General features: G+C 44.2%; 23 protein-coding genes. All 23 read left to right on the forward strand.

Annotated elements, in window-relative coordinates:
• The 23 genes from fliR to AB4Z29_RS03870 all read left to right on the forward strand — a co-directional run bounded on the left by fliR (position 1) and on the right by AB4Z29_RS03870 (position 21224).
• Positions 1 to 798 (forward strand): flagellar biosynthetic protein FliR, encoded by a 798-nt coding sequence (fliR, locus tag AB4Z29_RS03760; RefSeq protein WP_441941768.1) that lies wholly within the window; start codon positions 1 to 3, stop codon positions 796 to 798.
• A 12-nt stretch (positions 799 to 810) separates the two neighbouring features.
• A complete protein-coding gene (flhB, locus tag AB4Z29_RS03765; protein ID WP_441941769.1) occupies positions 811 to 1908 on the forward strand; it encodes a flagellar biosynthesis protein FlhB in 1098 nt (365 codons plus the stop codon).
• Positions 1909 to 1930: 22 nt separating this feature from the next.
• Complete coding sequence (flhA, locus tag AB4Z29_RS03770) at positions 1931 to 3961, forward strand: flagellar biosynthesis protein FlhA (RefSeq protein ID WP_441941770.1); 2031 nt, start codon at positions 1931 to 1933, stop codon at positions 3959 to 3961.
• The gene (gene flhF / locus AB4Z29_RS03775) at positions 3958 to 5163 is read left to right on the forward strand and encodes a flagellar biosynthesis protein FlhF (RefSeq protein ID WP_441941771.1); all 1206 of its coding nucleotides are present in this window, start codon (positions 3958 to 3960) and stop codon (positions 5161 to 5163) included. The genes flhA and flhF overlap by 4 nt, the downstream gene beginning before the upstream one ends.
• The gene (locus tag AB4Z29_RS03780; RefSeq protein WP_441941772.1) at positions 5160 to 6029 is read left to right on the forward strand and encodes a MinD/ParA family protein; all 870 of its coding nucleotides are present in this window, start codon (positions 5160 to 5162) and stop codon (positions 6027 to 6029) included. The genes flhF and AB4Z29_RS03780 overlap by 4 nt, the downstream gene beginning before the upstream one ends.
• 26 nt (positions 6030 to 6055) lie before the next feature.
• Positions 6056 to 7417, forward strand: coding sequence for a protein-glutamate methylesterase/protein-glutamine glutaminase (locus tag AB4Z29_RS03785; protein WP_441941773.1), 1362 nt, complete (start codon positions 6056 to 6058; stop codon positions 7415 to 7417).
• 44 nt (positions 7418 to 7461) lie between these two features.
• Positions 7462 to 9543, forward strand: coding sequence for a chemotaxis protein CheW (locus AB4Z29_RS03790; protein WP_441941774.1), 2082 nt, complete (start codon positions 7462 to 7464; stop codon positions 9541 to 9543).
• Between the two features lie 13 nt (positions 9544 to 9556).
• A complete protein-coding gene (locus AB4Z29_RS03795; protein ID WP_183561701.1) occupies positions 9557 to 10018 on the forward strand; it encodes a chemotaxis protein CheW in 462 nt (153 codons plus the stop codon).
• Positions 10019 to 10021: 3 nt separating this feature from the next.
• Positions 10022 to 10642 carry a chemotaxis protein CheC gene (locus tag AB4Z29_RS03800; RefSeq protein ID WP_441941775.1) on the forward strand — a complete coding sequence of 207 codons (621 nt, stop codon included), beginning with the start codon at positions 10022 to 10024 and terminating at the stop codon, positions 10640 to 10642.
• Positions 10639 to 11133 (forward strand): chemotaxis protein CheD, encoded by a 495-nt coding sequence (locus tag AB4Z29_RS03805; RefSeq protein WP_441941776.1) that lies wholly within the window; start codon positions 10639 to 10641, stop codon positions 11131 to 11133. The genes AB4Z29_RS03800 and AB4Z29_RS03805 overlap by 4 nt, the downstream gene beginning before the upstream one ends.
• A 1-nt stretch (position 11134) precedes the next feature.
• Positions 11135 to 11572 carry a hypothetical protein gene (locus tag AB4Z29_RS03810; RefSeq protein WP_441941777.1) on the forward strand — a complete coding sequence of 146 codons (438 nt, stop codon included), beginning with the start codon at positions 11135 to 11137 and terminating at the stop codon, positions 11570 to 11572.
• Positions 11573 to 11576: 4 nt separating this feature from the next.
• Positions 11577 to 12362 (forward strand): FliA/WhiG family RNA polymerase sigma factor, encoded by a 786-nt coding sequence (locus AB4Z29_RS03815; protein ID WP_441941778.1) that lies wholly within the window; start codon positions 11577 to 11579, stop codon positions 12360 to 12362.
• Positions 12363 to 12377: 15 nt separating this feature from the next.
• On the forward strand, positions 12378 to 13784 hold the full coding sequence (locus tag AB4Z29_RS03820; protein ID WP_441941779.1) for a DUF342 domain-containing protein: 1407 nt from the start codon (positions 12378 to 12380) through the stop codon (positions 13782 to 13784).
• A gap of 37 nt (positions 13785 to 13821) precedes the next feature.
• The gene (locus tag AB4Z29_RS03825; RefSeq protein WP_441941780.1) at positions 13822 to 14148 is read left to right on the forward strand and encodes a hypothetical protein; all 327 of its coding nucleotides are present in this window, start codon (positions 13822 to 13824) and stop codon (positions 14146 to 14148) included.
• A gap of 33 nt (positions 14149 to 14181) precedes the next feature.
• Complete coding sequence (locus tag AB4Z29_RS03830; protein WP_441941781.1) at positions 14182 to 14787, forward strand: DUF6115 domain-containing protein; 606 nt, start codon at positions 14182 to 14184, stop codon at positions 14785 to 14787.
• Positions 14780 to 15361, forward strand: coding sequence for a hypothetical protein (locus tag AB4Z29_RS03835; protein ID WP_441941782.1), 582 nt, complete (start codon positions 14780 to 14782; stop codon positions 15359 to 15361). Before AB4Z29_RS03830 ends, AB4Z29_RS03835 begins: the two co-directional genes overlap by 8 nt.
• Before the next feature lie 179 nt (positions 15362 to 15540).
• Positions 15541 to 16239 (forward strand): 30S ribosomal protein S2, encoded by a 699-nt coding sequence (rpsB, locus tag AB4Z29_RS03840; protein ID WP_054028957.1) that lies wholly within the window; start codon positions 15541 to 15543, stop codon positions 16237 to 16239.
• Positions 16240 to 16382: 143 nt separating this feature from the next.
• On the forward strand, positions 16383 to 17033 hold the full coding sequence (gene tsf, locus AB4Z29_RS03845; protein WP_141500749.1) for a translation elongation factor Ts: 651 nt from the start codon (positions 16383 to 16385) through the stop codon (positions 17031 to 17033).
• Positions 17034 to 17138: 105 nt separating this feature from the next.
• On the forward strand, positions 17139 to 17867 hold the full coding sequence (gene pyrH / locus AB4Z29_RS03850) for a UMP kinase (protein WP_138752926.1): 729 nt from the start codon (positions 17139 to 17141) through the stop codon (positions 17865 to 17867).
• Positions 17867 to 18421, forward strand: coding sequence for a ribosome recycling factor (gene frr, locus AB4Z29_RS03855; RefSeq protein ID WP_441941783.1), 555 nt, complete (start codon positions 17867 to 17869; stop codon positions 18419 to 18421). Before pyrH ends, frr begins: the two co-directional genes overlap by 1 nt.
• A 61-nt stretch (positions 18422 to 18482) precedes the next feature.
• Entirely contained in the window at positions 18483 to 19247 is a 765-nt protein-coding gene (locus AB4Z29_RS03860; protein ID WP_441941784.1) for an isoprenyl transferase, read from the forward strand.
• A 27-nt stretch (positions 19248 to 19274) separates the two neighbouring features.
• A complete protein-coding gene (locus tag AB4Z29_RS03865; RefSeq protein ID WP_441941785.1) occupies positions 19275 to 20069 on the forward strand; it encodes a phosphatidate cytidylyltransferase in 795 nt (264 codons plus the stop codon).
• 15 nt (positions 20070 to 20084) lie between these two features.
• The gene (locus AB4Z29_RS03870) at positions 20085 to 21224 is read left to right on the forward strand and encodes a 1-deoxy-D-xylulose-5-phosphate reductoisomerase (RefSeq protein WP_441941786.1); all 1140 of its coding nucleotides are present in this window, start codon (positions 20085 to 20087) and stop codon (positions 21222 to 21224) included.
• The last annotated feature ends 61 nt before the right edge of the window (positions 21225 to 21285 follow it).

Here is a 21285-nt window from a genome sequence, read left to right on the forward strand (position 1 = left end):
ATGAATACGATCGTACAAGGTTTTCCTGTTTTTTTGTTAATCTTTTGTCGAATAACTGCGTTTTTCGTCGTTGCGCCTGTCTTTTCATCGCGAGGCGTGCCGAATGTATTTAAATTAGGACTCGGTTTTTTCATTTCATTTATCGTTTTCCTAACGTATGGAATGAAACAATCGATTGTGCCTGATGCAGAGTATGTGCTCATATTGTTTCGCGAAATATTGATTGGCGTATTGATGGGCTATGTCGTTTATTTATTTTTTACGGTCGTTCAAACGGCTGGAGCTTTTATGGATTTACAGGTTGGATTCGCAATGGCGAATATCGTTGATCCGCATACAGGAACTTCTGCGCCGCTGCTTGGTAACTTCAAATACATGGTGTTGATTGTCATTTTTCTAATGATGAACGGCCATCATTTTTTATTGACTGGCCTCATGGACAGTTATCAATGGATGCCGCTAGATAACGAGCTGTTCAGTCGATTTATGAATGGTAGTTTAACGGATTTCTTAACTCGAACAGTAGGGAACACCTTTTTAATTGCAATACAAGTCGCTTCACCGCTTATCGTTGCTATGTTTCTCACCGACGTTGGATTAGGGTTTTTAACAAAGACGGCTCCGCAATTTAACGTTTTTGTAATCGGCATTCCTCTTAAACTAATTATTGGTATGTTTTTATTAACCTTGTTAATGCCAAGTCTAGCAGCCATATTCGAAAGATTATTTTCCATCATGTTCGATTCATTAGAGCAATTATTCGGTGTCGTACAAGGGCCGCCGGCTGAAGGGCAATAGGAGGATGCTTGTGTGCGTAATTACCGTCTAGAGCTTGATCTCCAGCTTTTCAGTCAGGAAAAGACAGAACAGGCTACTCCAAAGAAAAAAGACGAAGCTAGAAAAAAAGGACAAGTCGCCAAATCCGCAGATTTAGCCGGATCTTTTATATTGTTATTTGTGTTTATGAGTTTTATTATGCTAGGCAGCTATTTTAAACAGCACATTATGATGTTGTTCGGGAATTTATTTGAAGACTGGCTCTTAATGGATTTGACGGTCGGCAATGTGTTGTCTCTCTTTACAGAAATCACGATTGAAATGCTCCTCATATTGCTGCCAGTATTTGTGATAGCGATTTTAGTTGGAATTCTCGGCAATATTGTGCAGTTTGGATTTTTATTAACGGGTGAACCACTCAAAATGAAACTAGAAAAAGTCAACCCTATTAATGGTTTCAAACAAATTTTTTCCGCAAAGACACTCGTTGAATTTTTAAAAAGCGTGTTAAAGCTTTTAATTGTAGGAGTACTCGTTTATTTGGCCATATCAAAGGAATGGGAACGAATACTCGTACTAGCAGGCTTACCCATTCAACAAATTTTTTCTTTTACGGCTGGTTTAACCGTGAAGCTTGGCATTGAAATAGGAGCGGTTTTGACCGCTCTTGCGTTAGCTGATTATTTCTATCAACGATACGAGCACAATAAAAGTTTAAAAATGTCCAAGCAGGATATAAAAGACGAACACAAAAAATCCGAAGGTGACCCGTTGATTAAAGGGAGAATTCGTGAGCGCCAAAGAAGAATGGCATTTCAACGCATGATGCAGGAAGTACCTAACGCAGATGTCATAATTACCAACCCTACCCATTTCGCTATCGCTTTGAAGTATGATGCCTCTAAGATGGAAGCGCCTAAGATCATTGCAAAAGGGATGGACCATGTTGCTCTTCGTATTAGAGAAATAGCGAAAGAAAACGGGGTTGTCATGATGGAAAATAAACCACTGGCCAGAGCGCTTTACGAGCGGGCTGAGATTGGGGATGTCATCCCTCCAGACCTGTTTCAAGCGGTGGCTGAGGTGCTTGCATATGTATACAAAATGAAAGGCCGAGTAAAATCATCATAACACTACGGGAGGAGTCGGCGTCATGAAAGCAAGAGACTTTGTAGTATTATTTGGCGTAATTGGCATTGTACTCATGATGATAATTCCGATCCCAGTCCTACTACTTGATATACTCATTATTTTAAACATTTCAATTGCCTTGATGATTTTACTTATTGCGATGAATACGAAGGAAGCGCTGGATTTCTCTATCTTCCCTGCAATACTATTAATAACTACCCTGTTCCGACTAGCTCTAAACGTCTCAACAACAAGAAATATATTATCTCATGCCGAGGCTGGAGAAGTTGTCGCGACCTTCGGCAGCTGGGTAGGCGGAGGACAAATTGCTATTGGATTTATCGTCTTCCTTATCCTTGTTGTGGTGCAGTTTATCGTAATCACAAAAGGCTCGGAGCGTGTGGCAGAGGTGGCGGCAAGATTCACGCTCGATGCTATGCCCGGTAAGCAGATGAGTATTGACGCAGATTTGAATGCCGGACTGATTAATGAGCAGCAAGCTAAAGCCCGTCGTTCGAAAATCGAGCGAGAAGCTGATTTTTACGGAGCGATGGACGGTGCAAGTAAGTTCGTAAAAGGGGATGCAATTGCATCTATTATTATACTTGTCATAAATCTTGTCGGTGGTTTCATTATCGGTATGGCGATTCACGATTTAAGCTTTGGCGAATCGCTCTCCACTTTCTCCATTCTGACCATTGGTGACGGACTAGTAAGTCAAATCCCTGCCTTGCTTATTTCAACAGCTGCTGGTCTAATTGTGACAAGAGCGGCTTCAGACGGCAACTTGGCAGAGGATGTTACCAATCAGTTATTCAAATATCCTAAGCTTTTGTTTATTGCAGCAGGAACAATTGGTTTGTTAGGTTTAACACCAATTGGACCGTTAAGAACATGGCCATTCGCCATAATGCTTGCAATTGGTGGATGGTATATGCAAAAGGCTATTAACAAACAGCAAGAACAAGAGGAAATGCTCGTTGAAGAGCAGCAGATCGAAGAAGTTCGCAGCCCAGAGAGCGTCATTAGTTTACTGCAGGTTGATCCGATTGAATTTGAGTTTGGATACGGTCTTATCCCGCTGGCAGATACCCAGCAAGGTGGAGACTTGCTTGATCGAATCATTATGATTCGCAGGCAATGTGCTCTAGAGCTGGGGCTTGTGGTTCCCGTCATTCGAATTCGGGATAACATTCAATTAAAGCCAAATGAATATGTTGTCAAAATAAAAGGAAACACCGTGGCTCGTGGAGATTTATTGCTGAATCATTATCTGGCAATGAGCCCTGGTTTTGAGGATGATTCCGTCATTGGGATCGAAACGATGGAGCCTGCTTTTGGATTGCCTGCTATTTGGATTGATGAGCAGATGAAAGAAAGAGCAGAACTTTCCGGATATACCGTAGTAGATCCACCATCAGTAGTTGCGACGCATCTCACAGAAATTATTAAACGACATGCTCATGAGCTTATTGGACGGCAAGAAACGAAGCAGCTTGTTGAGAATGTTAAAGAATCATACCCAGCACTCATTGACGAATTGATTCCGGCCATCCTTACTGTTGGTGATGTTCAAAAGGTATTGTCCAAGCTGTTGCGCGAGAAGGTATCCATTCGTGACCTGGTGACGATCTTCGAAGCGTTAGCGGACCATGGAAATTATACGAAGGATCCTGATATATTGACGGAATATGTAAGACAGTCATTATCAAGACAGATTACGCAACAGTTCTCATCGGGCGGCGATACGCTGAAAGTGATTACAGTAGGACCGCAGTTGGAGAAAAAAATTGCGGAATCGGTTCAGCAGTCGGATCAAGGCAGCTATATTGCATTGGATCCGATATCTACGCAGCAGATCTACCAGAAGCTGAACGAGCATGTCAATCGTCAGATTCAATCAGGTCAGCAGCCAGTTGTGCTCGCTTCGCCTACAATTCGCATGTATCTTAGACAAATTGTAGAAAGAACGATGCAGGATGTACCGGTGCTTTCATACAGTGAACTAGAACCAAACATTGAGGTACAAAGCGTTGGGGTGGTGAATTTATGAGAGTGAAACGATATGTCGTTAACGCATTGCCTGAGGCAGTGTCGTTAATTAGAAGTGAACTTGGTAAAGACGCCGTTATTCTGAACACAAAAGAAATCAAGGTTGGCGGCTTTATGGGCATGTTTCGCAAAAAAAAGATGGAAGTTATTGCAGCTATTGAATCGAATCAAGCCAATCCCCCAGCTCAAGCGCAGCGAGCACCGAACCCGCAAGTCGATGCTGCTGTAGAACAGATCCTTCAATCGGTACAGAGAACGGCTACTGCAGTAATGGAGCCGCCACCGGCACCTTTGATTGATGTGCAGGAACAAAAGCGCAATGAGCGGGAGCAATTCATAATTGATGAAATCAGAGATTTGAAAGAATATATGGCCACTCTTTCAAAGAAGCAGAGTCAAAGCACAGAGATGTCAGAGCATCTGATTGCATTAAGTGAGCATCTTACTGAGCAAGAGATGGATGTGCAATGGATTGAACGCTTGCTTAACGAAATTTTGGACAAGCAAACGGAGGAAGGAACTACCTATAGTAAAGAGCAGGTCTGGGAGCAGGCATTTTTGCAACTCGAAGCATGGCTTCAACCTTATAGTGGAAGCGGCATTAGCAATCAAGCCAGAGTTGTACATTTCGTAGGTCCGACAGGTGTTGGCAAGACAACGACTATTGCTAAGCTGGCAGCTGAACAAACCATCAAGCAAGGGAAAAAAGTTGGGTTTATTACTTCTGATACTTATCGAATCGCAGCGGTGGACCAGCTTAGGACATACGCTAACATTTTGAACGTTCCAATGGAGGTTGTGTTTTCGCAAATGGATTTGCCACGCGCATTCAAGCAGCTTGAAGAGCGTGAATTAATTTATATGGATACAGCAGGTCGAAACTTTCGCAGCGAGCTTCACGTTTCAGAAGTGAATAGCCTGCTTCAAACGAGCGAGCCGAGCGAAACCGTGCTCGTGCTAAGCATGACAGGCAAAACACGTGACATGGCCGCAGTTGCAGATCACTTTTGCAAATACGGTGTACGGAAGGTGCTATTCACAAAGCTTGATGAAACATCCGTTTATGGAGCCATTTTCAACCTCATCATGAATTTTGAGCTGCTGCCGACATACATGGCAAGCGGGCAAACCGTTCCAGATGATATTGAAAGCTTTAAAGTTGAATCGTATATTCGACAGCTTTTAAGGAGTAGTGTCTCATGATGGACCAAGCTGAAGCGTTGCGTAACTTAGTCAAGCAGCAAGAACGCAGTGAAGATGTTCTTGCGACTCGGGTTGTAACGGTTACCAGCGGGAAGGGCGGAGTAGGGAAGTCGAATTTCAGCTTGAATTTTGCACTTTCATTGCAGCGGTTAGGTAAAAAAGTACTTGTTTTTGATGCTGACATCGGTATGGCAAACATCGATGTACTGATGGGAGTTTCATCTACTTACAATCTCTATCATTTGCTAAAGCAGGAAAAAACAATCTGGGAGATTGTGCAGGAAGGTCCCGAGGGGCTTCACTTTATTGCAGGAGGATCCGGGTTCCGTGATTTAATGGACCTGTCATCGGAACAGTTGGACCGGTTCGCGGATGAAATCAGCAAGCTTCACGGCAAATATGATGTCATTCTGTTCGATACTGGCGCTGGATTATCGAAGGAGACCATGAAGTTTATAACGGCTGCTCAAGAAACGATTGTCGTAACAACTCCTGAACCTACATCGATTACGGATGCATATGCTTTAATTAAGATGGTTAAAGGAATGGAAGCAGACATTCAGTTCAAATTGATTGTTAACCGTGCATCCGATGCGAGAGAAGGAAAACAAACCGCAGACAAAATCAGCATGGTTTCACAACGGTTTCTCCAGTCGGAGCTTCCACATCTCGGCATTCTTCCTGATGATCCTAATGTGTCGAAGGCTGTGAAACGCCAAGTACCTTTTACTCTTGCATACCCGGGAACAGAGGCATCCATTGCTATTAATCAAATTGCAAAACGTTTTCTAGAAATCCCACAAAGTGATACTGTCAGCGGCGGCGTCAAAGGATTTTTGCATAAAATGTTCAGACTCTCGAGATAATCCTTTGAAAGTGAGGTGCGAAAAGAATGGTTCCTTACCGCGTACTTGTTGTTGATGATTCCGGATTCATGCGGAAAATTATTAGTGATTTGATCGTTCAAGACCCGCAATTTATAATTGTGGCTACTGCCGTGAACGGCCAAGAAGCCATTGAAGCAGTGCGTGAATGGAAGCCAGATGTCGTTACTTTGGATTTGGAAATGCCTCTCATGAACGGCATTGAAGCCTTGCAAGCCATTATGAAAGAAAATCCAACACCTGTTATTATGTTGTCAGGAATTAGCGAGGATAATACGAGAGAAACGATCAAAGCACTTCAGTTCGGGGCCTTTGACTTTATCCGTAAGCCTTCGAGCGCCATATCCAATGATATACATCAAGTTGGAGAGGTCCTACTGGAAAAGTTGCGGATTGCCGTTTTAACAAAGCGTTATCAGCCTGTCATCTCCATTATTGAGAAATCCGCTTCTATTATTGAAGATAACGATCAAGTCAAGCAGCAGATTTCTGCTGCCATAGAGAAGAAAGTACAACCTGTGGAGCCCAGCCTTCCCACTCAGCCGACTGCATCACTTAGTTCGGACTCGATCTTGATTCCGAAGCCAGAGGAGCAGCAAGTGACGCAGCGTTCGGTATCCTCTTTACATAAACAGCAAAAACCTAAAGGATCTGAAACTTCTGCTCCGAATAATGCGAAGCCCCAGGCTTCAACACTGAAACCTGTTGTGAAGTCGAAGCTTCCGGAGATTAAGTCTTTAATTCCTGAACCGCCTAGTATAAAAAAAAGCAAGACTAGCGGAGCGACTGGAGCCTTTAAACATATTGTGGCTATCGGTACATCTACAGGTGGTCCTAGGGCCCTGCATGAAGTAATTACTTCTTTGCCAGGTGACTTTCCGGCACCTGTACTAATCGTTCAGCATATGCCTCCTAAATTTACAAAGTCGCTAGCTCAGCGTTTAGACAGCTTCAGCGAGCTTCATGTTGTAGAGGCGGAGCAGGGCGAGAGAGTTGTAGCAGGGAAGGTTTATATCGCACCAGGTGCTTTTCATATGGAGCTTGCAAAAGATGCGGCCGGATTCTTCATTAAGCTCACCGAGCAGCCGCAGCGAAATGGTCATCGTCCATCCGTTGATGTTCTGTTTGAATCTTTACTGCCGATTCGTGAGCTTAAACGTCATGCTGTTATTATGACAGGAATGGGAAGTGACGGTGCAAAAGGAATGAAGCTGTTATCAGAGTCTGGGATTGAGACTTCCATTGCCGAAGCCGAAGAAACCTGCGTGGTATATGGGATGCCGAGATCTGCGGTAGAAGCTGGCTGTGTTGATCAAATCGTACCGCTGCACAACATAGCTTCACAACTCGTGCAAGCCATGCTGAAATAAATAGGCCACACTCGCAAGAACATACTAACAGGAGGTGCTAGGAAATGGATATGAATGCGTATTTATCGATGTTTATCGATGAATCTAATGATCACCTGCAATCCTTGAATGAGAATTTACTTCGTTTAGAAAGCGAGCCTGAAGAACTTAGTATCGTTCAAAACATCTTCCGTTCAGCGCATACGCTGAAAGGGATGTCAGCAACAATGGGCTTCGAAGATTTGGCTGCACTCACACACGAAATGGAGAACGTACTGGACCTCGTACGAAACAGCAAACTCAAAATGGACAGCTTTATCTTTGACACATTGTTCAAAGGGCTGGATGCACTTGAAGCGATGGTTCAAGATATTGTTGGCGGAGGGACTGGCAAAGCTGACGTCACAGCAATCGTAGCGTCATTGCAAATTATTCTTAAAAGCGACTACAGCGCGAGCAGTGCCGCAGCAGCTCCTGTCGTAGCAGCTAATGCATCAATATCAAGCGCATCAGGGGCGATGCTGCTCGATGAATTCCAATCTTCAATCCTTCTCCAATCGATTGAGACCGGCCACAATGTCTATCATATTCAAATCGCCATTCGCGATAATTGCATGCTGAAAGCCGTTCGTGCTTATATGGTTTTTGATTTACTCGAGCGAAACGGTGAGGTCATTAAATCCGATCCATCCGTCCAAGATATCGAGCAGGAAAAATTTGATTTCACCTTTACTGTGTTTACAATCTCGAACTTGAAGCAGGAGGATCTTCAATCCCAGCTTCTTAATATTTCTGAGATTGAATCCGCTGAGGTGACTCTGCTAGATGCTGAATCATTAGCCGTTCTCGGTCAGTCCACTGCGGCTGCGGCCGTTGAGACAGTCGAGGCAGCTCAAATTGAAGCGCCTGTCGTGGCTAAAGCTAAAGAAGATGCAGCTCCGAGCAGTCAAGCAGCTAAGGGACAAGCACCTGCGGCAGCAAATGCACCTGCTAATGTTTCTAGAACCATTCGTGTTGATATTGAAAGATTAGATGCACTGATGAATCTATTCAGCGAGCTGCTTATTGACAGAGTACGGCTGGAACAGCTTTCAAGTGAAATTAAACGCAATGATTTAACGGAAACCGTGGAGCATATGACGCGAGTCAGCTCCGATTTGCAAAGTATCGTACTGAAGCTACGTATGGTGCCGGTGGATTCTGTATTTAACCGTTTCCCGCGTATGATTCGCGATTTAGCGAAATCGCTGGACAAAAAGATTGATCTTGTCATTACCGGTGCCGATACTGAGCTTGATCGTACGGTGATTGATGAAATCGGGGATCCTCTTGTTCATTTGTTAAGAAATTCCGTCGATCACGGCATTGAAACCGTTGAAGAGCGAATAGCGGCAGGGAAGCCAGAAACGGGAACCATTTATCTGCGTGCTTATCACAGCGGGAACCATGTCTTCATCGAGGTAGAAGAGGATGGCCGAGGCATTCATCACGAGCGCGTGCTTAAAACAGCCATTAAGAATGGTGTCGTAACCGAAGAACAAGCCAAGCTGCTGTCAGCCGATGAAATTAACATGCTTATATTTGCAGCTGGATTCAGTACCGCTGATAAAATATCCGATATCTCCGGACGAGGCGTAGGGCTCGACGTGGTACGTTCTAAAATCACTTCGCTCGGAGGCAATGTTACGATTGATTCTGCATTTGGCAGAGGAACGAAGTTCTCTGTTCAACTGCCACTCACACTGTCGATCATATCTGCGATGTTAATTAAGCTTGGTTCCGAGAAGTATGCCATTCCATTATCATCAATCGTTGAGACCGGCATTATTCGCAAGGAACAAATTCTGCATGTACACGGCAATAAGATGATTGAGTTTAGGAACGTAATTATTCCGCTCGTATCGCTAAGCAAAGTGCTCGATTCACCTGATTTCAATGAGAACGACGAGACAGAAACCGAAATCGTAGTCGTGCGCAAAGGTGAAAAATGGGCTGCAGTGATGGTCGATGAGTTTATCGGCCAAAGTGAAATCGTTCTGAAAACGTTGGGCAAGTATTTGACCAATGTTGAAGCGATCTCGGGGGCTACTATTCTAGGCGATGGTTACGTCGCACTGATCATTGATCCGAATGCACTAATTAAATAGGGAGGTTTTTAGTATGGGAGAAGAATTAAAGGTTATCGTGTTTGCGCTTGGCAACGAAGAGTACGGTATCGAAGTAGATAAGGTTCGCACGATTGAAAGGCTGTCTCCAATTACTCGCGTCCCTAAAACTGCGGCATTTATAAAAGGCGTTATTAACTTGCGCGGTATTGTCGTCCCAGTTATCGACCTCCGTGGTCGCTTTAACCTCACGGAAACGACACCAACAGAAAATTCAAGAATTATCGTTGTAGCTGTAGCCGATATCGAGGTAGGTTTCATCGTTGATTCAGCAAATGACGTAATCGATATTGATACGGATGCAATCGACTTGCCTCCTGAGATCGTAGGCGGGATTAAAGCTAAATACTTAAGAGGCATTGCTAAACTTGGTGAAGGTCGACTTCTCATCATGCTTAACTTGTCCGAGGTACTTAATAAGAATGAAATCATCCAAATCGAACAGCTTGAGGTTTAAAAGGTGAGCTTATTTAGCCGATTTGAAGCGTTTGAACTGGATGTACTGAAAGAAGTCGGCAATATCGGAGCAGGCAATGCTGCTACTGCACTATCAAGGTTGTTGGATAAACCCGTCGATATGGCTGTGCCAAAGGTAAGCCTGCTTCCGTTCGAAGAAGTCGCTGAGCGAGTTGGCGGTTCTGAACAAATCGTAATAGCCGTTTTCCTCAGGGTGGAAGGTGAAGCACCAGGCAATATGTTTTTTATTATTGAAGAAGCTTCTGCAAGAAGAATTTTGAGGCAGCTGCTTTCGATCAATATGGAGGAGCAAGAGGGATATTCAGAAATGGAGCTCTCAGCTCTTTGCGAGATTGGCAACATACTGGCAGGCTCTTATTTATCCTCGCTTGCAGATTTTACTCATCTTACGATGGCACCTTCTGTTCCTGCGATCGCAGTTGATATGGCTGGTGCGGTACTCAGTTATGGTTTAATGCAGTACGGTGAGATGGGCGACTCGGCCCTATTAATTGAAACGACGTTTTTAGAGGATCGTCAATCACTGGAAGGACATTTCTTCCTGATTCCGGATCCAGAGTCGTTTGAGAAAATTTTTAGGGCTTTGGGAGTCGTTACCGAATGATACAACATAATTTGGTCAAAGTCGGCATGGCTGATTTAAATATTGCAACAGATGGAGCAATACTCAAAACGACCGGCTTAGGATCTTGTGTGGGTCTTACTTTGTTTGATCCCATTCGAAAAATAGCCGGAATGGCACATGTGATGCTGCCATCTTCAGAAATTGCCCGTGAGACCAAAATGAATTTGGCTAAGTATGCAGATACAGCCATCCCTGAGCTGCTGGACCGTATGTTAGCGGCAGGCGCACATGTTATTAGCATGAAGGCTAAAATGGCGGGCGGGGCCCAGATGTTTGCTATGTCGGGGCATACGGATTCGCTCAGAATTGGACCGCGTAATGTGGAATCCTGCACGGAGATGCTGCACCGGTTTAAAATTCCCATTATCTCACAAGATACGGGAGGCAGCTTCGGAAGGACGATTGAATTTGATAGTGTTAGCGGGATGCTCTCGATAAGAAGCGTCCAGTTCGGAACAAAGGAGATTTGATATGCTGGGAACATGGCGATGGAATGTCGTATTTGGAATTTTCGGCACCGTGCTGACGGTAGCTTTCTCAATTGGTAATAATCCGATTGTTGTCATGCTGCTAAGAAGTATGTATGCTTTCATCGCTTTTTTTGTTCTTGCGTATGGAGTAAGAGCCATTTTGGCCTACATTCTTCAGCCTCCTTCATTAGTAGGCGATTCACTCGAAGATAATGATGGTAAAGGTACACAGCTTGACTTAAAAACACCTGACGAGTCGGCGGATTTAAATGCAATGCTGAAGTCGCAGCTGCAGGATGGAGGAGCATCTCCGACAACTGATTCTCACAATAATGCAGCAGTTGATTTCAAACCGTTAAGCCCGCCGCAATTGCTATCTACAAAAAATACACAACCTGAAGAATTGGTTAAAGCCATTCGTCACCTGACAGGAGAGTGAGTCGATGACTGAGCAGAAACCCCCTCATTTGACAAACTTGCAGATGTGGCAAGCCTGGAGAGAACAAGGCGATTTGGAAGCGAAAAAAAGTCTGATCGAGCAATATTTGCCTTTAGTTGATTACGTTACAAATCGAATGGCTATTGGACTTCCCAAAAACGTTATTAAAGATGACCTTGCGAGCAATGGTGTGATGGGATTAATTGATGCCATCGAGAAATTCGATTACGGACGCGGCTTACAGTTTGAGACCTATGCATCTTGGCGAATTCGTGGAGCTATTATTGATGGGCTGCGACAAGGAGATTGGGTACCGCGTTCAGTAAGAGAGAAAGCGAAAAGAGTGGAAGAGGCCTACCAGCATTTAGAACAGCAATATTTGCGCTCTGTGACAGATGCGGAGATCAGCCAGTATCTGGAGCTGACAGAGAAGGAATTTACGAATATGCTACAAGATATTTCGGTCACTACCGTATGTTCGCTGGAAGACCCGATAAGAGAAGAAGAGTCAGAGACGAGAATGTCTTTGCTCGTGGATGACAAAGCTAAAAACCCTGACCATAAAGTACATGAGTTCTACATTAAGGAATCGCTGGTAAAAGGCATTGACCGGTTAACGGAAAAGGAACGAACTGTCGTTTCATTGTTTTATTATGAAGAGCTGTCCTTGAGTGAGATTGCAGAAGTAATGTCACTATCACCATCGAGAATTTCCCAGCTCCATTCAAAAGCCATTCTAAGGCTGCGCGGAGCTTTGGCTAAGCATAAAGATCAACTCATGCAACATTAAGAGAGGAGGAGTCAGGTGGATAATCTACAATTAGAATCATACCTAAGCATCCAGACATCAGCCGATAAGCTGTCTGCCTTTATTACATTTAGCAGGATTACGGATGAATTCGAATGTAACGGCGATGAGCTTGAACGGTTTCTAAGAAGCAAGGGAATCGTTTATGGTCTTCGAACAGAAGTTCTTAATCAGATTGGCACTAATCCTCTCGCATACTGCAAAGAACAAACACTTATCGCACAGGGGGAGCCGCCGCTGCCAGGTAAGGATGGATACGTTAAGCTCGTACAGGATCTGAACAAATCTAGTAAAGCTCCAGCAGAGCTTGAGGATGGCAAAGTTGATTTCAAAGAGGTTGTACAGCTAAAAAATGTCAAGCGTGGTCAATTGATTGCAGAGCGGTTTGATCCCACACCAGGTCCAATGGGGAAAACAGTGACAGGCGAAGACATCCCTTCTAAGACGGGGAAATCGGTCCGTTTTAAAGTAGGCAAAAATGTGGTACTGAACGATCAGCAAACTGCAATGTATTCCGCAATAGATGGCATGGTTTCCTTGACAGATAAAGAAAAAATCAATGTCTTTCCGGTTTATGAGGTTAATGGCGACGTTGATTATAGCGTAGGCAACATTGATTTTGTAGGAACTGTAGTCATTAGAGGAAACGTCCTTAGCGGCTTCCGCATTAAAGCATCTGGCGATATTCGCGTAATTGGCGGGGTGGAAGGTGCCGAAATCGAATCGGAAGGCTCAATTGAAATTACAGGCGGAATATTGGGCGGAAATAAAGGTTTTGTCAAAGCGGCTCGTAACGTGCGAAGCAGCTTTATTCAAGATAGTAATGTATTAGCGGGCGAAGAGGTTCTCGTTTCTCAAAGTATTATGCATTCTCATGTGAAAGCCGGAAAAAATGTCATTTGTTCAGGTGCTAAAGGTCTTATTGTAGGAGGCTTAGTGCAAGCTGGTGATATGGTTAGCGCAAGAACGGTAGGGAATTCGATGTCTACTGCAACGACAATTGAAGTTGGTGTCAATCCTGAATACCGTACGGAGCTGCTTGATTTGAGAACGAGGGGCAGGCAGTATTTCGATAATCTTGATAAAACGGATAAAGCGCTTACTATTCTTGATCAACTGGCGGCTGCGGGGCATCTTACCCCGGAAAAACTTGCTTTGAGAATAAAGTTAACGGCTTCCAAGCGTCAGATAGTCATGGAAAATGATGCTGTCAAATCGCGAATTCTTGAAATTGAAAAGACGCTCGAGGACACGGAACGCTCAAAAGTGGATGTCAGCAATATTGTTTATGGCGGGACAAAAATTGTAATTGGACGATATACAAAGTTTGTTAAGGATTCTTCCCAACGCGTTTCTTTTCGGTATTCGGACGGAGATATCGTGTTAGTACCGTACTCAAGCTAGTTCAATAATGATCAATAACCCAAAGGGGTGAGTTGATATGACCTTTAAATCGATTGACTTGCAGATGTCTATACCGCGCACGCAGGAATTTAGCGGCATGCATGGTCAAGCACTTCATAAGCCAGTGGCGGATCAGAATACGCTGGCTGCTCAAACAACAAAACAAACCGAGCTTCTGCGCGGCAAGAATACGGCTGTTGAGCAGTCTAATGGAGCTCACATACGCAACGATCAGGATGGTGAGCAAGGTAGTTCTTACCAAAACGCCAAACGAGAACGAAAAGAGTCTGGCTTAGATCATGAGGAGCAAGAACATCCACCTGCACATCCATTCAAAGGGCATCGATTGGACATAAAGCTTTAGAACCAGGTTATTTCAGAAAGGCAGGCTAAAACGATGCAGCCTTACTTGCAATATATTATTTTACTCGGAGCGGTTGTCATTGTTGGCGGCTTAGTTATGCCCCGGAAGAAGCAGGAAATGGCAGCACGGCCGCAATCTATGGAAAATATGGAGAATGCGCTGGAGCAGTTTATGGAGAACATGGAAAAGGATAATGAAGAGCTGGTTCTTCTAGTAAGAAACTCACAAGAAGAATCGAAATCGGATGCTGTTCGAAAAGAACAGCGCATTGCGCAGTTGGAAGCCAGATGCGAGCAGCTAACGGAGCAGCTGCAAGATACACTCACCAAAGTGAGCAAATCCGGCAGCTTACCAGCTATAGAATCCGCACAGAATGCATCAATCGATTCGAATCATACACAATACCCTGTACCTTCCCAGCAGGAGGCAATGCGTTTACCTGAAGCAGAGGCACAAATAGAAGCACAAGTAGAAGCAGCATCTGATAAACAGTCGATACAATCGCGCTACAAGGATCTTTTTTCACTTTATGAGCAGGGTAAATCGATTGAAATTATATCGAAGAAGCTGGGGATGAACAAAGGCGAGGTTCAGCTTATTATTCAGCTGTCTAAGCAAGAGGAGGCATCCCGTGCTTAAAAATCGAATATTTTTAATCGGACTAGGCTTGGGTATTATCATTGGTGCCTTGTTGTTCCAATTGATGCTCTCAGGAGAGCAGAGCAGAGAGAAGCTAGCAGAGCGGGATAACGAGACTACGGACAAGTTATATACGCAGATTGAAGTCGATGCGCTGCTAGAGGCTGAACGTGATTCCATTGAGCTTGACCAAGCGATTGGTACTGAAGCTGGCACGCAAGAACCTGAGCCGGCCGTGACCCCAGTACCGAGTGCAGAGCCAACGAACAAGGTCGAGGAGACTGCTGAGAGCCCGACTGCAATACCTGAAATTGAAAAAGCTGTTATTAATCATGTGATAAGAATCAAAGCTGGCCTAGGTCTATCCAAGACGGCTGAGCTGCTTACGTCAAATCATATCATTAATGATGGCGCAGCATTTATTGCTGAAATGAAAAAGTCTAAAAAGCTGGTTCGCGCCGGTTATTTTTTGTTTCATGAAGACAGCACAATTGAACAAGTTATAACTGTAGTAACAAGCCAACCGCTTACGGAAGAACAAGCTGCGGCATTATCATCAGCTAAAAATAGTTAGTCTATCTTTTCGGAAACGAATGTTGCGCGATGATTGTATTTATGGTATATTAATTCACGGTGTTAAAAACGCACGCAGGTCAATTTTGTCAAATGGTGCTTCCGCCCGGCGGAAGTTTTGACAGAAGATGCGACTAGCGGAGGAGCACTAAAAAACCATTATTAGGAGGTGTTGAAGAAATGGCGGTTATTTCCATGAAACAGCTACTAGAAGCTGGGGTACACTTCGGTCATCAGACTCGTCGTTGGAACCCGAAGATGGATCGTTATATCTTCACAGAAAGAAACGGGATTTACATTATCGATTTGCAAAAAACGGTTAAGAAAGTTGACGAAGCGTACAACTTTGTTAAATCGATCGCTGCAGACGGCGGCACTATGCTGTTCGTAGGTACGAAAAAACAAGCTCAAGATTCCGTAAAAGAAGAAGCAGAGCGTTGCGGCAACTTCTACATCAACCAACGTTGGTTGGGTGGAACTTTGACTAACTTCCAAACGATTCAAAAACGTATTGATCGTTTGAAACAACTTGAAAAATGGGCTGAGGATGGCACTTTCGAGGTTCTACCTAAGAAAGAAGTTATCATTCTTAACAAAGAAAAAGACCGTTTGGAAAAGTTCCTCGGCGGTATCAAAGGCATGAAAGGTTTGCCAAGCGCGTTGTTCATTATTGACCCACGCAAAGAGCGTATTGCGGTTGCAGAAGCTCGCAAACTTGGAATTCCAATCGTAGGTATCGTTGATACAAACTGTGATCCGGATGAAATCGACTACGTGATCCCAGGTAATGATGATGCAATTCGTGCCGTTAAATTGTTGACGTCCAAAATGGCTGATGCTATTGTTGAAGCTAATCAAGGCGAACAAACAACGGCTTAATCTAAGGCTTTAGTTATTCAACAAAGGGTGGTCAGATGGTGATAAACCTCTCACTGCCCTTTTTTCGAATGTAAATCATTAAAACCAATATTAATTATTTGCGAAGCTACATAGACTTCGTGAAACCTATAGGAGGGCTTACAATGGCAGTTAGTGCTAGCGCGGTAAAAGAGCTTCGGGAAAGAACTGGAGCCGGAATGCTTGATTGCAAGAAAGCTTTGGACGAAACAAATAATGATGTTGAAAAAGCGATTGCGGTACTTCGTGAAAAAGGCTTGGCGGCTGCAGCTAATAAAGCAGGCCGTATTGCAACTGAAGGCGTAGTTGAATCATATATTCACGCAGGCGGCCGTATTGGCGTTATCGTTGAAGTAAACTGTGAAACGGATTTCGTTGCAAAAACGGATCAGTTCCGTGAGTTTGCAAGAGACGTTGCGATGCAAATCGCTGCAGCTAACCCTAAATTTGTTAGCCGTGAAGAGGTTTCTTCCGAAGAGCTTGAAAAAGAGCGCGAGATTTTGAAAGCTCAAGCGCTTAACGAAGGAAAACCTGAAAAAATCGTTGAAAAAATGGTTGAAGGCCGTATCTCGAAATACTACGAAGAGTTCTGTCTTCTTGAGCAATCGTTCATCAAGGATCCAGACAAAACGATCTCTGTATTGCTAAATGAAAAAATTAGCAAAATCGGTGAAAATATTTCTATCCGTCGCTTTGTTCGTTATGAACTTGGTGAAGGTCTTGAGAAAAAAGTTGACAATTTCGTTGAAGAAGTTATGGCACAAGTTAAACATTAATCCGAACGCACAGGCGGGGCGGGGCGTCCGCCCCGCCTGCTTGTATGAATAGAACATATTTGAAGGACCTCAGCAAAAATGAGGTGCATGATGGAGGTATTAACGTTGGAGCAGCCTGTGTATAAACGTATCGTTCTGAAAGTCAGCGGTGAATCATTGTCTGGGCAAGAGGGTTATGGCATTGAAGCAACTGTCATATCATCAATTGCAGATCAAGTGAAAGAAGTCGTAGCACTTGGGATAGAAGTAGCTATAGTAGTTGGCGGCGGCAATATATGGCGCGGCATAGCTGGTTCTGCTAAAGGAATCGACCGCGCTACAGCTGATTATATGGGTATGCTGGCTACACTTATGAATTCACTCGCACTTCAAGATGCGCTTGAACAAATCGATGTACCGACTCGCGTCCAAACTTCAATCGCAATGCAACAGATTGCTGAGCCATACATCAGACGTCGTGCTATCCGTCATTTGGAGAAAGGCCGCGTCGTTATATTTGCAGCTGGAACAGGAAATCCTTTTTTCTCTACAGATACTACAGCGGCATTGCGTGCTGCAGAGATTGAAGCTGAAGTAATATTAATGGCGAAAAACAAAGTGGACGGTGTGTATTCAGCCGATCCGTTTAAAGATAGTACGGCTGAGAAATTCGAGGAGCTTACATACCTGGATATGCTTAACCGTAATTTAGGCGTAATGGATTCAACCGCTGCATCGCTTTGCATGGATAATAATATTCCTCTTATCGTATTTGCGATTACAGAGAAAGGGAATATTAAACGCGTCGTGCTGGGTGAGAAAATCGGAACGATTGTGAGAGGAAGTGCGAAATAATGCCACAAGAATTGAAAAAAAACGCTGAAGAACGTATGGATAAAGCAATCTCGGCTCTAAAACGAGATTTGTCATCACTACGTGCGGGAAAAGCAAGTGCATCATTGTTGGACCGTATTCAAGTTGAGTATTATGGATCAATGACGCCAGTGAATCAGCTTGCCAACATCAGTACGCCTGATTCACGCACACTATTTATTCAGCCGTGGGATAAAACATCGATGTCAGCTATCGAAAAAGCGATTATGAAATCGGACCTTGGTCTAACGCCATCGAATGATGGTACATCAATTCGACTTTCGATTCCGCCACTTACGGAAGAACGCCGTGGCGAGCTCGTAAAAACATCAAAAAAACTCGGCGAAGAAGCTAAAGTAGCCATTCGCAACATTCGTCGCGATGCTAATGACGGCATTAAAAAGCTAGAGAAAACAGCTATTTCCGAGGATGAATCACGCGGTCACCAAGAGGACATTCAAAAAGCGACCGATAGGTTCATCGCTGAAGTGGATAAAGTACTCGTTACAAAAGAAAAAGAAATTATGGAAGTATAATAATCTCTGGGCCCCTCCGCTAGGTGGGGTTTGGTTTTGATTTCGGTTGGGAGGAAGTAAGATGATCGAGCGACTTTGGGCCAAATTAGGCAAATCGTCCTTACAGCCGACTGATTCTGTGGCCTCAGAAAACGTGCCTGAGCATGTTGCGATTATTATGGATGGTAACGGCCGCTGGGCTAAACATCGCGGATTGCCAAGAATGGCAGGTCATCATTCTGGGATGAAAGCGATCAAACGCATCACTATTGCAGCAGATCGGCTTGGCGTCAAATATTTGACGTTATATGCATTTTCTACGGAGAACTGGAAAAGACCAAAGGCTGAAGTGGATTTTCTGATGAAGCTTCCTCAGCAATTTCTTGAGATTGAATTAGAAGAGCTGATCGCAAACAATGTACAGGTTCGGATGATGGGGCATAAAGAGGACTTGCCATCTTTCACATTAAACGCTATTGAGGAAGCCATCGTAAAAACGGCTAACAATACAGGCCTTGTTTTGAACTTTGCACTTAATTATGGAAGTCGCAAGGAAATGCTTGAAGCGATAAAAACGATTGCTTCGGATGTACAGCAAGGACAACTGTCAATCGATGATATCGACGATAAGGTGATGTCAGATCGATTGCTCACGAGCGGATTGCCGGATCCGGATTTGCTTATTCGAACAAGCGGAGAATTGCGATTAAGTAATTTCATGATGTGGCAGCTTGCTTATAGTGAATTGTGGTTTACTGATGTGTATTGGCCGGAATTTACGGAAGCGCATTTTCAAGAAGCGATTTTGGAATATCAGCGACGTGCGCGTCGATATGGTGGATTGTAGCTTCAAGCAACGGAGTGTGACTTTTCATTGAGACAACGAATTATTACAGGTGTAGTAGCAGGTGTAGGTTTTATCGGTTTAACTGTGGTCGGCGGTTGGTTATATACCGCGCTACTCGTCTTACTGGCAATTATCGGCTTTACTGAATATGCGCGCATGAATGGTGTAGCATGGTCGCATCCGTCTTCATTGCTCGGATATGCGGGTGTGCTACTGTTTGTGCTTCCTTGGTCGGAGTGGGGAATTAGTGTTCCGTCCACTTTGGCAATCCTTTGGATATTAGCCTTTTTGTTGCTGGCTCTTACCGTGATTACAAAAAATAGAACAACAATCGATGGCGCCGCACTTATGTTGCTTGGCGCTTTATATGTAGGATACGGCTTCGCTGCAATGAGTGAGGTTAGGCAAATTGAAACTTACGGCATGATGTGGACATTTTTGTCTTTTGGATGTATTTGGGCATCGGATATTGGCGCCTATTTTACAGGACGAGCTATTGGTAGAACAAAGCTATGGCCATCCATCAGCCCGAATAAAACGATTGAGGGTGCACTAGGAGGCGTCTTGTTTTCGTTGGCGGTTTCTGCTGTTTTTGCATTATGCTTTCCGGATTTTATTACGCTGTCGAAAGCTTTGCTGATTGGCTGCATCGCTGCTGTGGCTGGTCAATTCGGAGATTTAATACAATCGGCTTACAAGCGTGTAAGAGATATTAAAGATACTGGAACACTGCTTCCGGGGCATGGCGGCGTTCTTGACAGATGCGACAGCTGGCTTATCGTATTTCCGCTATTAGTGCTTACGGAGCTGCTACCTGTATAAGCCAGGAGGATTTGCATGAAAAAAATTAGTGTATTAGGTTCGACGGGTTCAGTTGGAACGCAAACCTTGGATGTCGTCGCTCATCATTCTGAGGAGTACAAGGTAGTTGGATTATCCGCTGGATCTAATATTGATTTGCTAATTGCTCAAGCCAATCAGTTTAAACCGACGATTGTAAGCTTGGCATCCAAAGCAGATGCTGATAAAGCACGTATTCATTTGCCGCCCGGAACCAAGGTCGTTTATGGCGAAGAAGGCTTAATTGCAGTCGCGGCAGAAACTGATGCAGATTTAGTCGTGACTGCAATTATGGGCAGTAGAGGTCTTCCAGCAACGCTCGCAGCAATTGATGCGGGCAAGACGATTGGACTTGCTAACAAAGAAACGCTAGTGACAGCAGGACACATCGTGATGGATCGAGCTAAAATGCGCGGAGTATCGATATTGCCTATCGACAGCGAGCATTCCGCTGTTTATCAATGCTTGAACGGAGAGGATCGTAAATCGGTTCAACAAATTACGTTAACGGCATCGGGCGGTTCCTTTCGAGATCGGACAAGAGATCAGCTTGAGGGAGTAACGGTTGCAGAAGCGCTTAACCACCCGAACTGGGCGATGGGAGCTAAGATTACGATAGACTCCGCGACAATGGTTAACAAAGGCTTAGAGGTAATAGAAGCGAAATGGTTATTCGATGTTACATACGACCAAATAGATGTCATTATTCATCCGGAAAGCATTATTCATTCCTATGTTGAGTTTTCCGACAATAGTGTGATTGCGCAGATGGGAATGCCAGATATGCGCGTACCGATTCAATATGCGTTGTCGTATCCACAGCGGAAGACGACACCGACAGAGAGACTGAACCTTGCTCAAATCGGCAAGCTTCATTTTCGAGAAATGGATTTCGAGCGATATCCATGCCTGCGATTGGCTTTTGAATGCGGAAGGCTGGGACAATCTGCACCAGCTGTGTTCAATGCAGCGAATGAGGTTGCCGTTGCACGGTTTTTAAAAGGTGAGATAACATTTCTTGATATTGAACGGATACTGGAAACTGTAGTCGGTCAGCACAGCGCTATCGATATTCATGATGTGGAGACGATTGCGGAAGTGGACGCTTGGGCACGCAGAATGGCTGAATCCGTTTAAGTTGGCCGAAAACCGGTTCTCTTGTATCGGACGGGAGAATAATGATAATCTATGTACAGGC

It is taken from the genome of Paenibacillus sp. 2TAB23 (assembly GCF_052115165.1).
GTDB lineage: Bacteria > Bacillota > Bacilli > Paenibacillales > Paenibacillaceae > Pristimantibacillus.

Excerpts from the sequence above, each read along its gene's own strand:
- fliR (WP_441941768.1), top strand. The coding sequence starts at position 1 with ATGAATACGATCGTACAAGGTTTTCCTGTTTTTTTGTTAATCTTTTGT.
- flhA (WP_441941770.1), top strand. The coding sequence starts at position 1,931 with ATGAAAGCAAGAGACTTTGTAGTATTATTTGGCGTAATTGGCATTGTA.
- flhF (WP_441941771.1), top strand. The coding sequence starts at position 3,958 with ATGAGAGTGAAACGATATGTCGTTAACGCATTGCCTGAGGCAGTGTCG.
- AB4Z29_RS03780 (WP_441941772.1), top strand. The coding sequence starts at position 5,160 with ATGATGGACCAAGCTGAAGCGTTGCGTAACTTAGTCAAGCAGCAAGAA.
- AB4Z29_RS03785 (WP_441941773.1), top strand. The coding sequence starts at position 6,056 with ATGGTTCCTTACCGCGTACTTGTTGTTGATGATTCCGGATTCATGCGG.
- AB4Z29_RS03790 (WP_441941774.1), top strand. The coding sequence starts at position 7,462 with ATGGATATGAATGCGTATTTATCGATGTTTATCGATGAATCTAATGAT.
- AB4Z29_RS03795 (WP_183561701.1), top strand. The coding sequence starts at position 9,557 with ATGGGAGAAGAATTAAAGGTTATCGTGTTTGCGCTTGGCAACGAAGAG.
- AB4Z29_RS03805 (WP_441941776.1), top strand. The coding sequence starts at position 10,639 with ATGATACAACATAATTTGGTCAAAGTCGGCATGGCTGATTTAAATATT.
- AB4Z29_RS03810 (WP_441941777.1), top strand. The coding sequence starts at position 11,135 with ATGCTGGGAACATGGCGATGGAATGTCGTATTTGGAATTTTCGGCACC.
- AB4Z29_RS03815 (WP_441941778.1), top strand. The coding sequence starts at position 11,577 with ATGACTGAGCAGAAACCCCCTCATTTGACAAACTTGCAGATGTGGCAA.
- AB4Z29_RS03825 (WP_441941780.1), top strand. The coding sequence starts at position 13,822 with ATGACCTTTAAATCGATTGACTTGCAGATGTCTATACCGCGCACGCAG.
- AB4Z29_RS03830 (WP_441941781.1), top strand. The coding sequence starts at position 14,182 with ATGCAGCCTTACTTGCAATATATTATTTTACTCGGAGCGGTTGTCATT.
- rpsB (WP_054028957.1), top strand. The coding sequence starts at position 15,541 with ATGGCGGTTATTTCCATGAAACAGCTACTAGAAGCTGGGGTACACTTC.
- tsf (WP_141500749.1), top strand. The coding sequence starts at position 16,383 with ATGGCAGTTAGTGCTAGCGCGGTAAAAGAGCTTCGGGAAAGAACTGGA.
- frr (WP_441941783.1), top strand. The coding sequence starts at position 17,867 with ATGCCACAAGAATTGAAAAAAAACGCTGAAGAACGTATGGATAAAGCA.
- AB4Z29_RS03860 (WP_441941784.1), top strand. The coding sequence starts at position 18,483 with ATGATCGAGCGACTTTGGGCCAAATTAGGCAAATCGTCCTTACAGCCG.
- AB4Z29_RS03870 (WP_441941786.1), top strand. The coding sequence starts at position 20,085 with ATGAAAAAAATTAGTGTATTAGGTTCGACGGGTTCAGTTGGAACGCAA.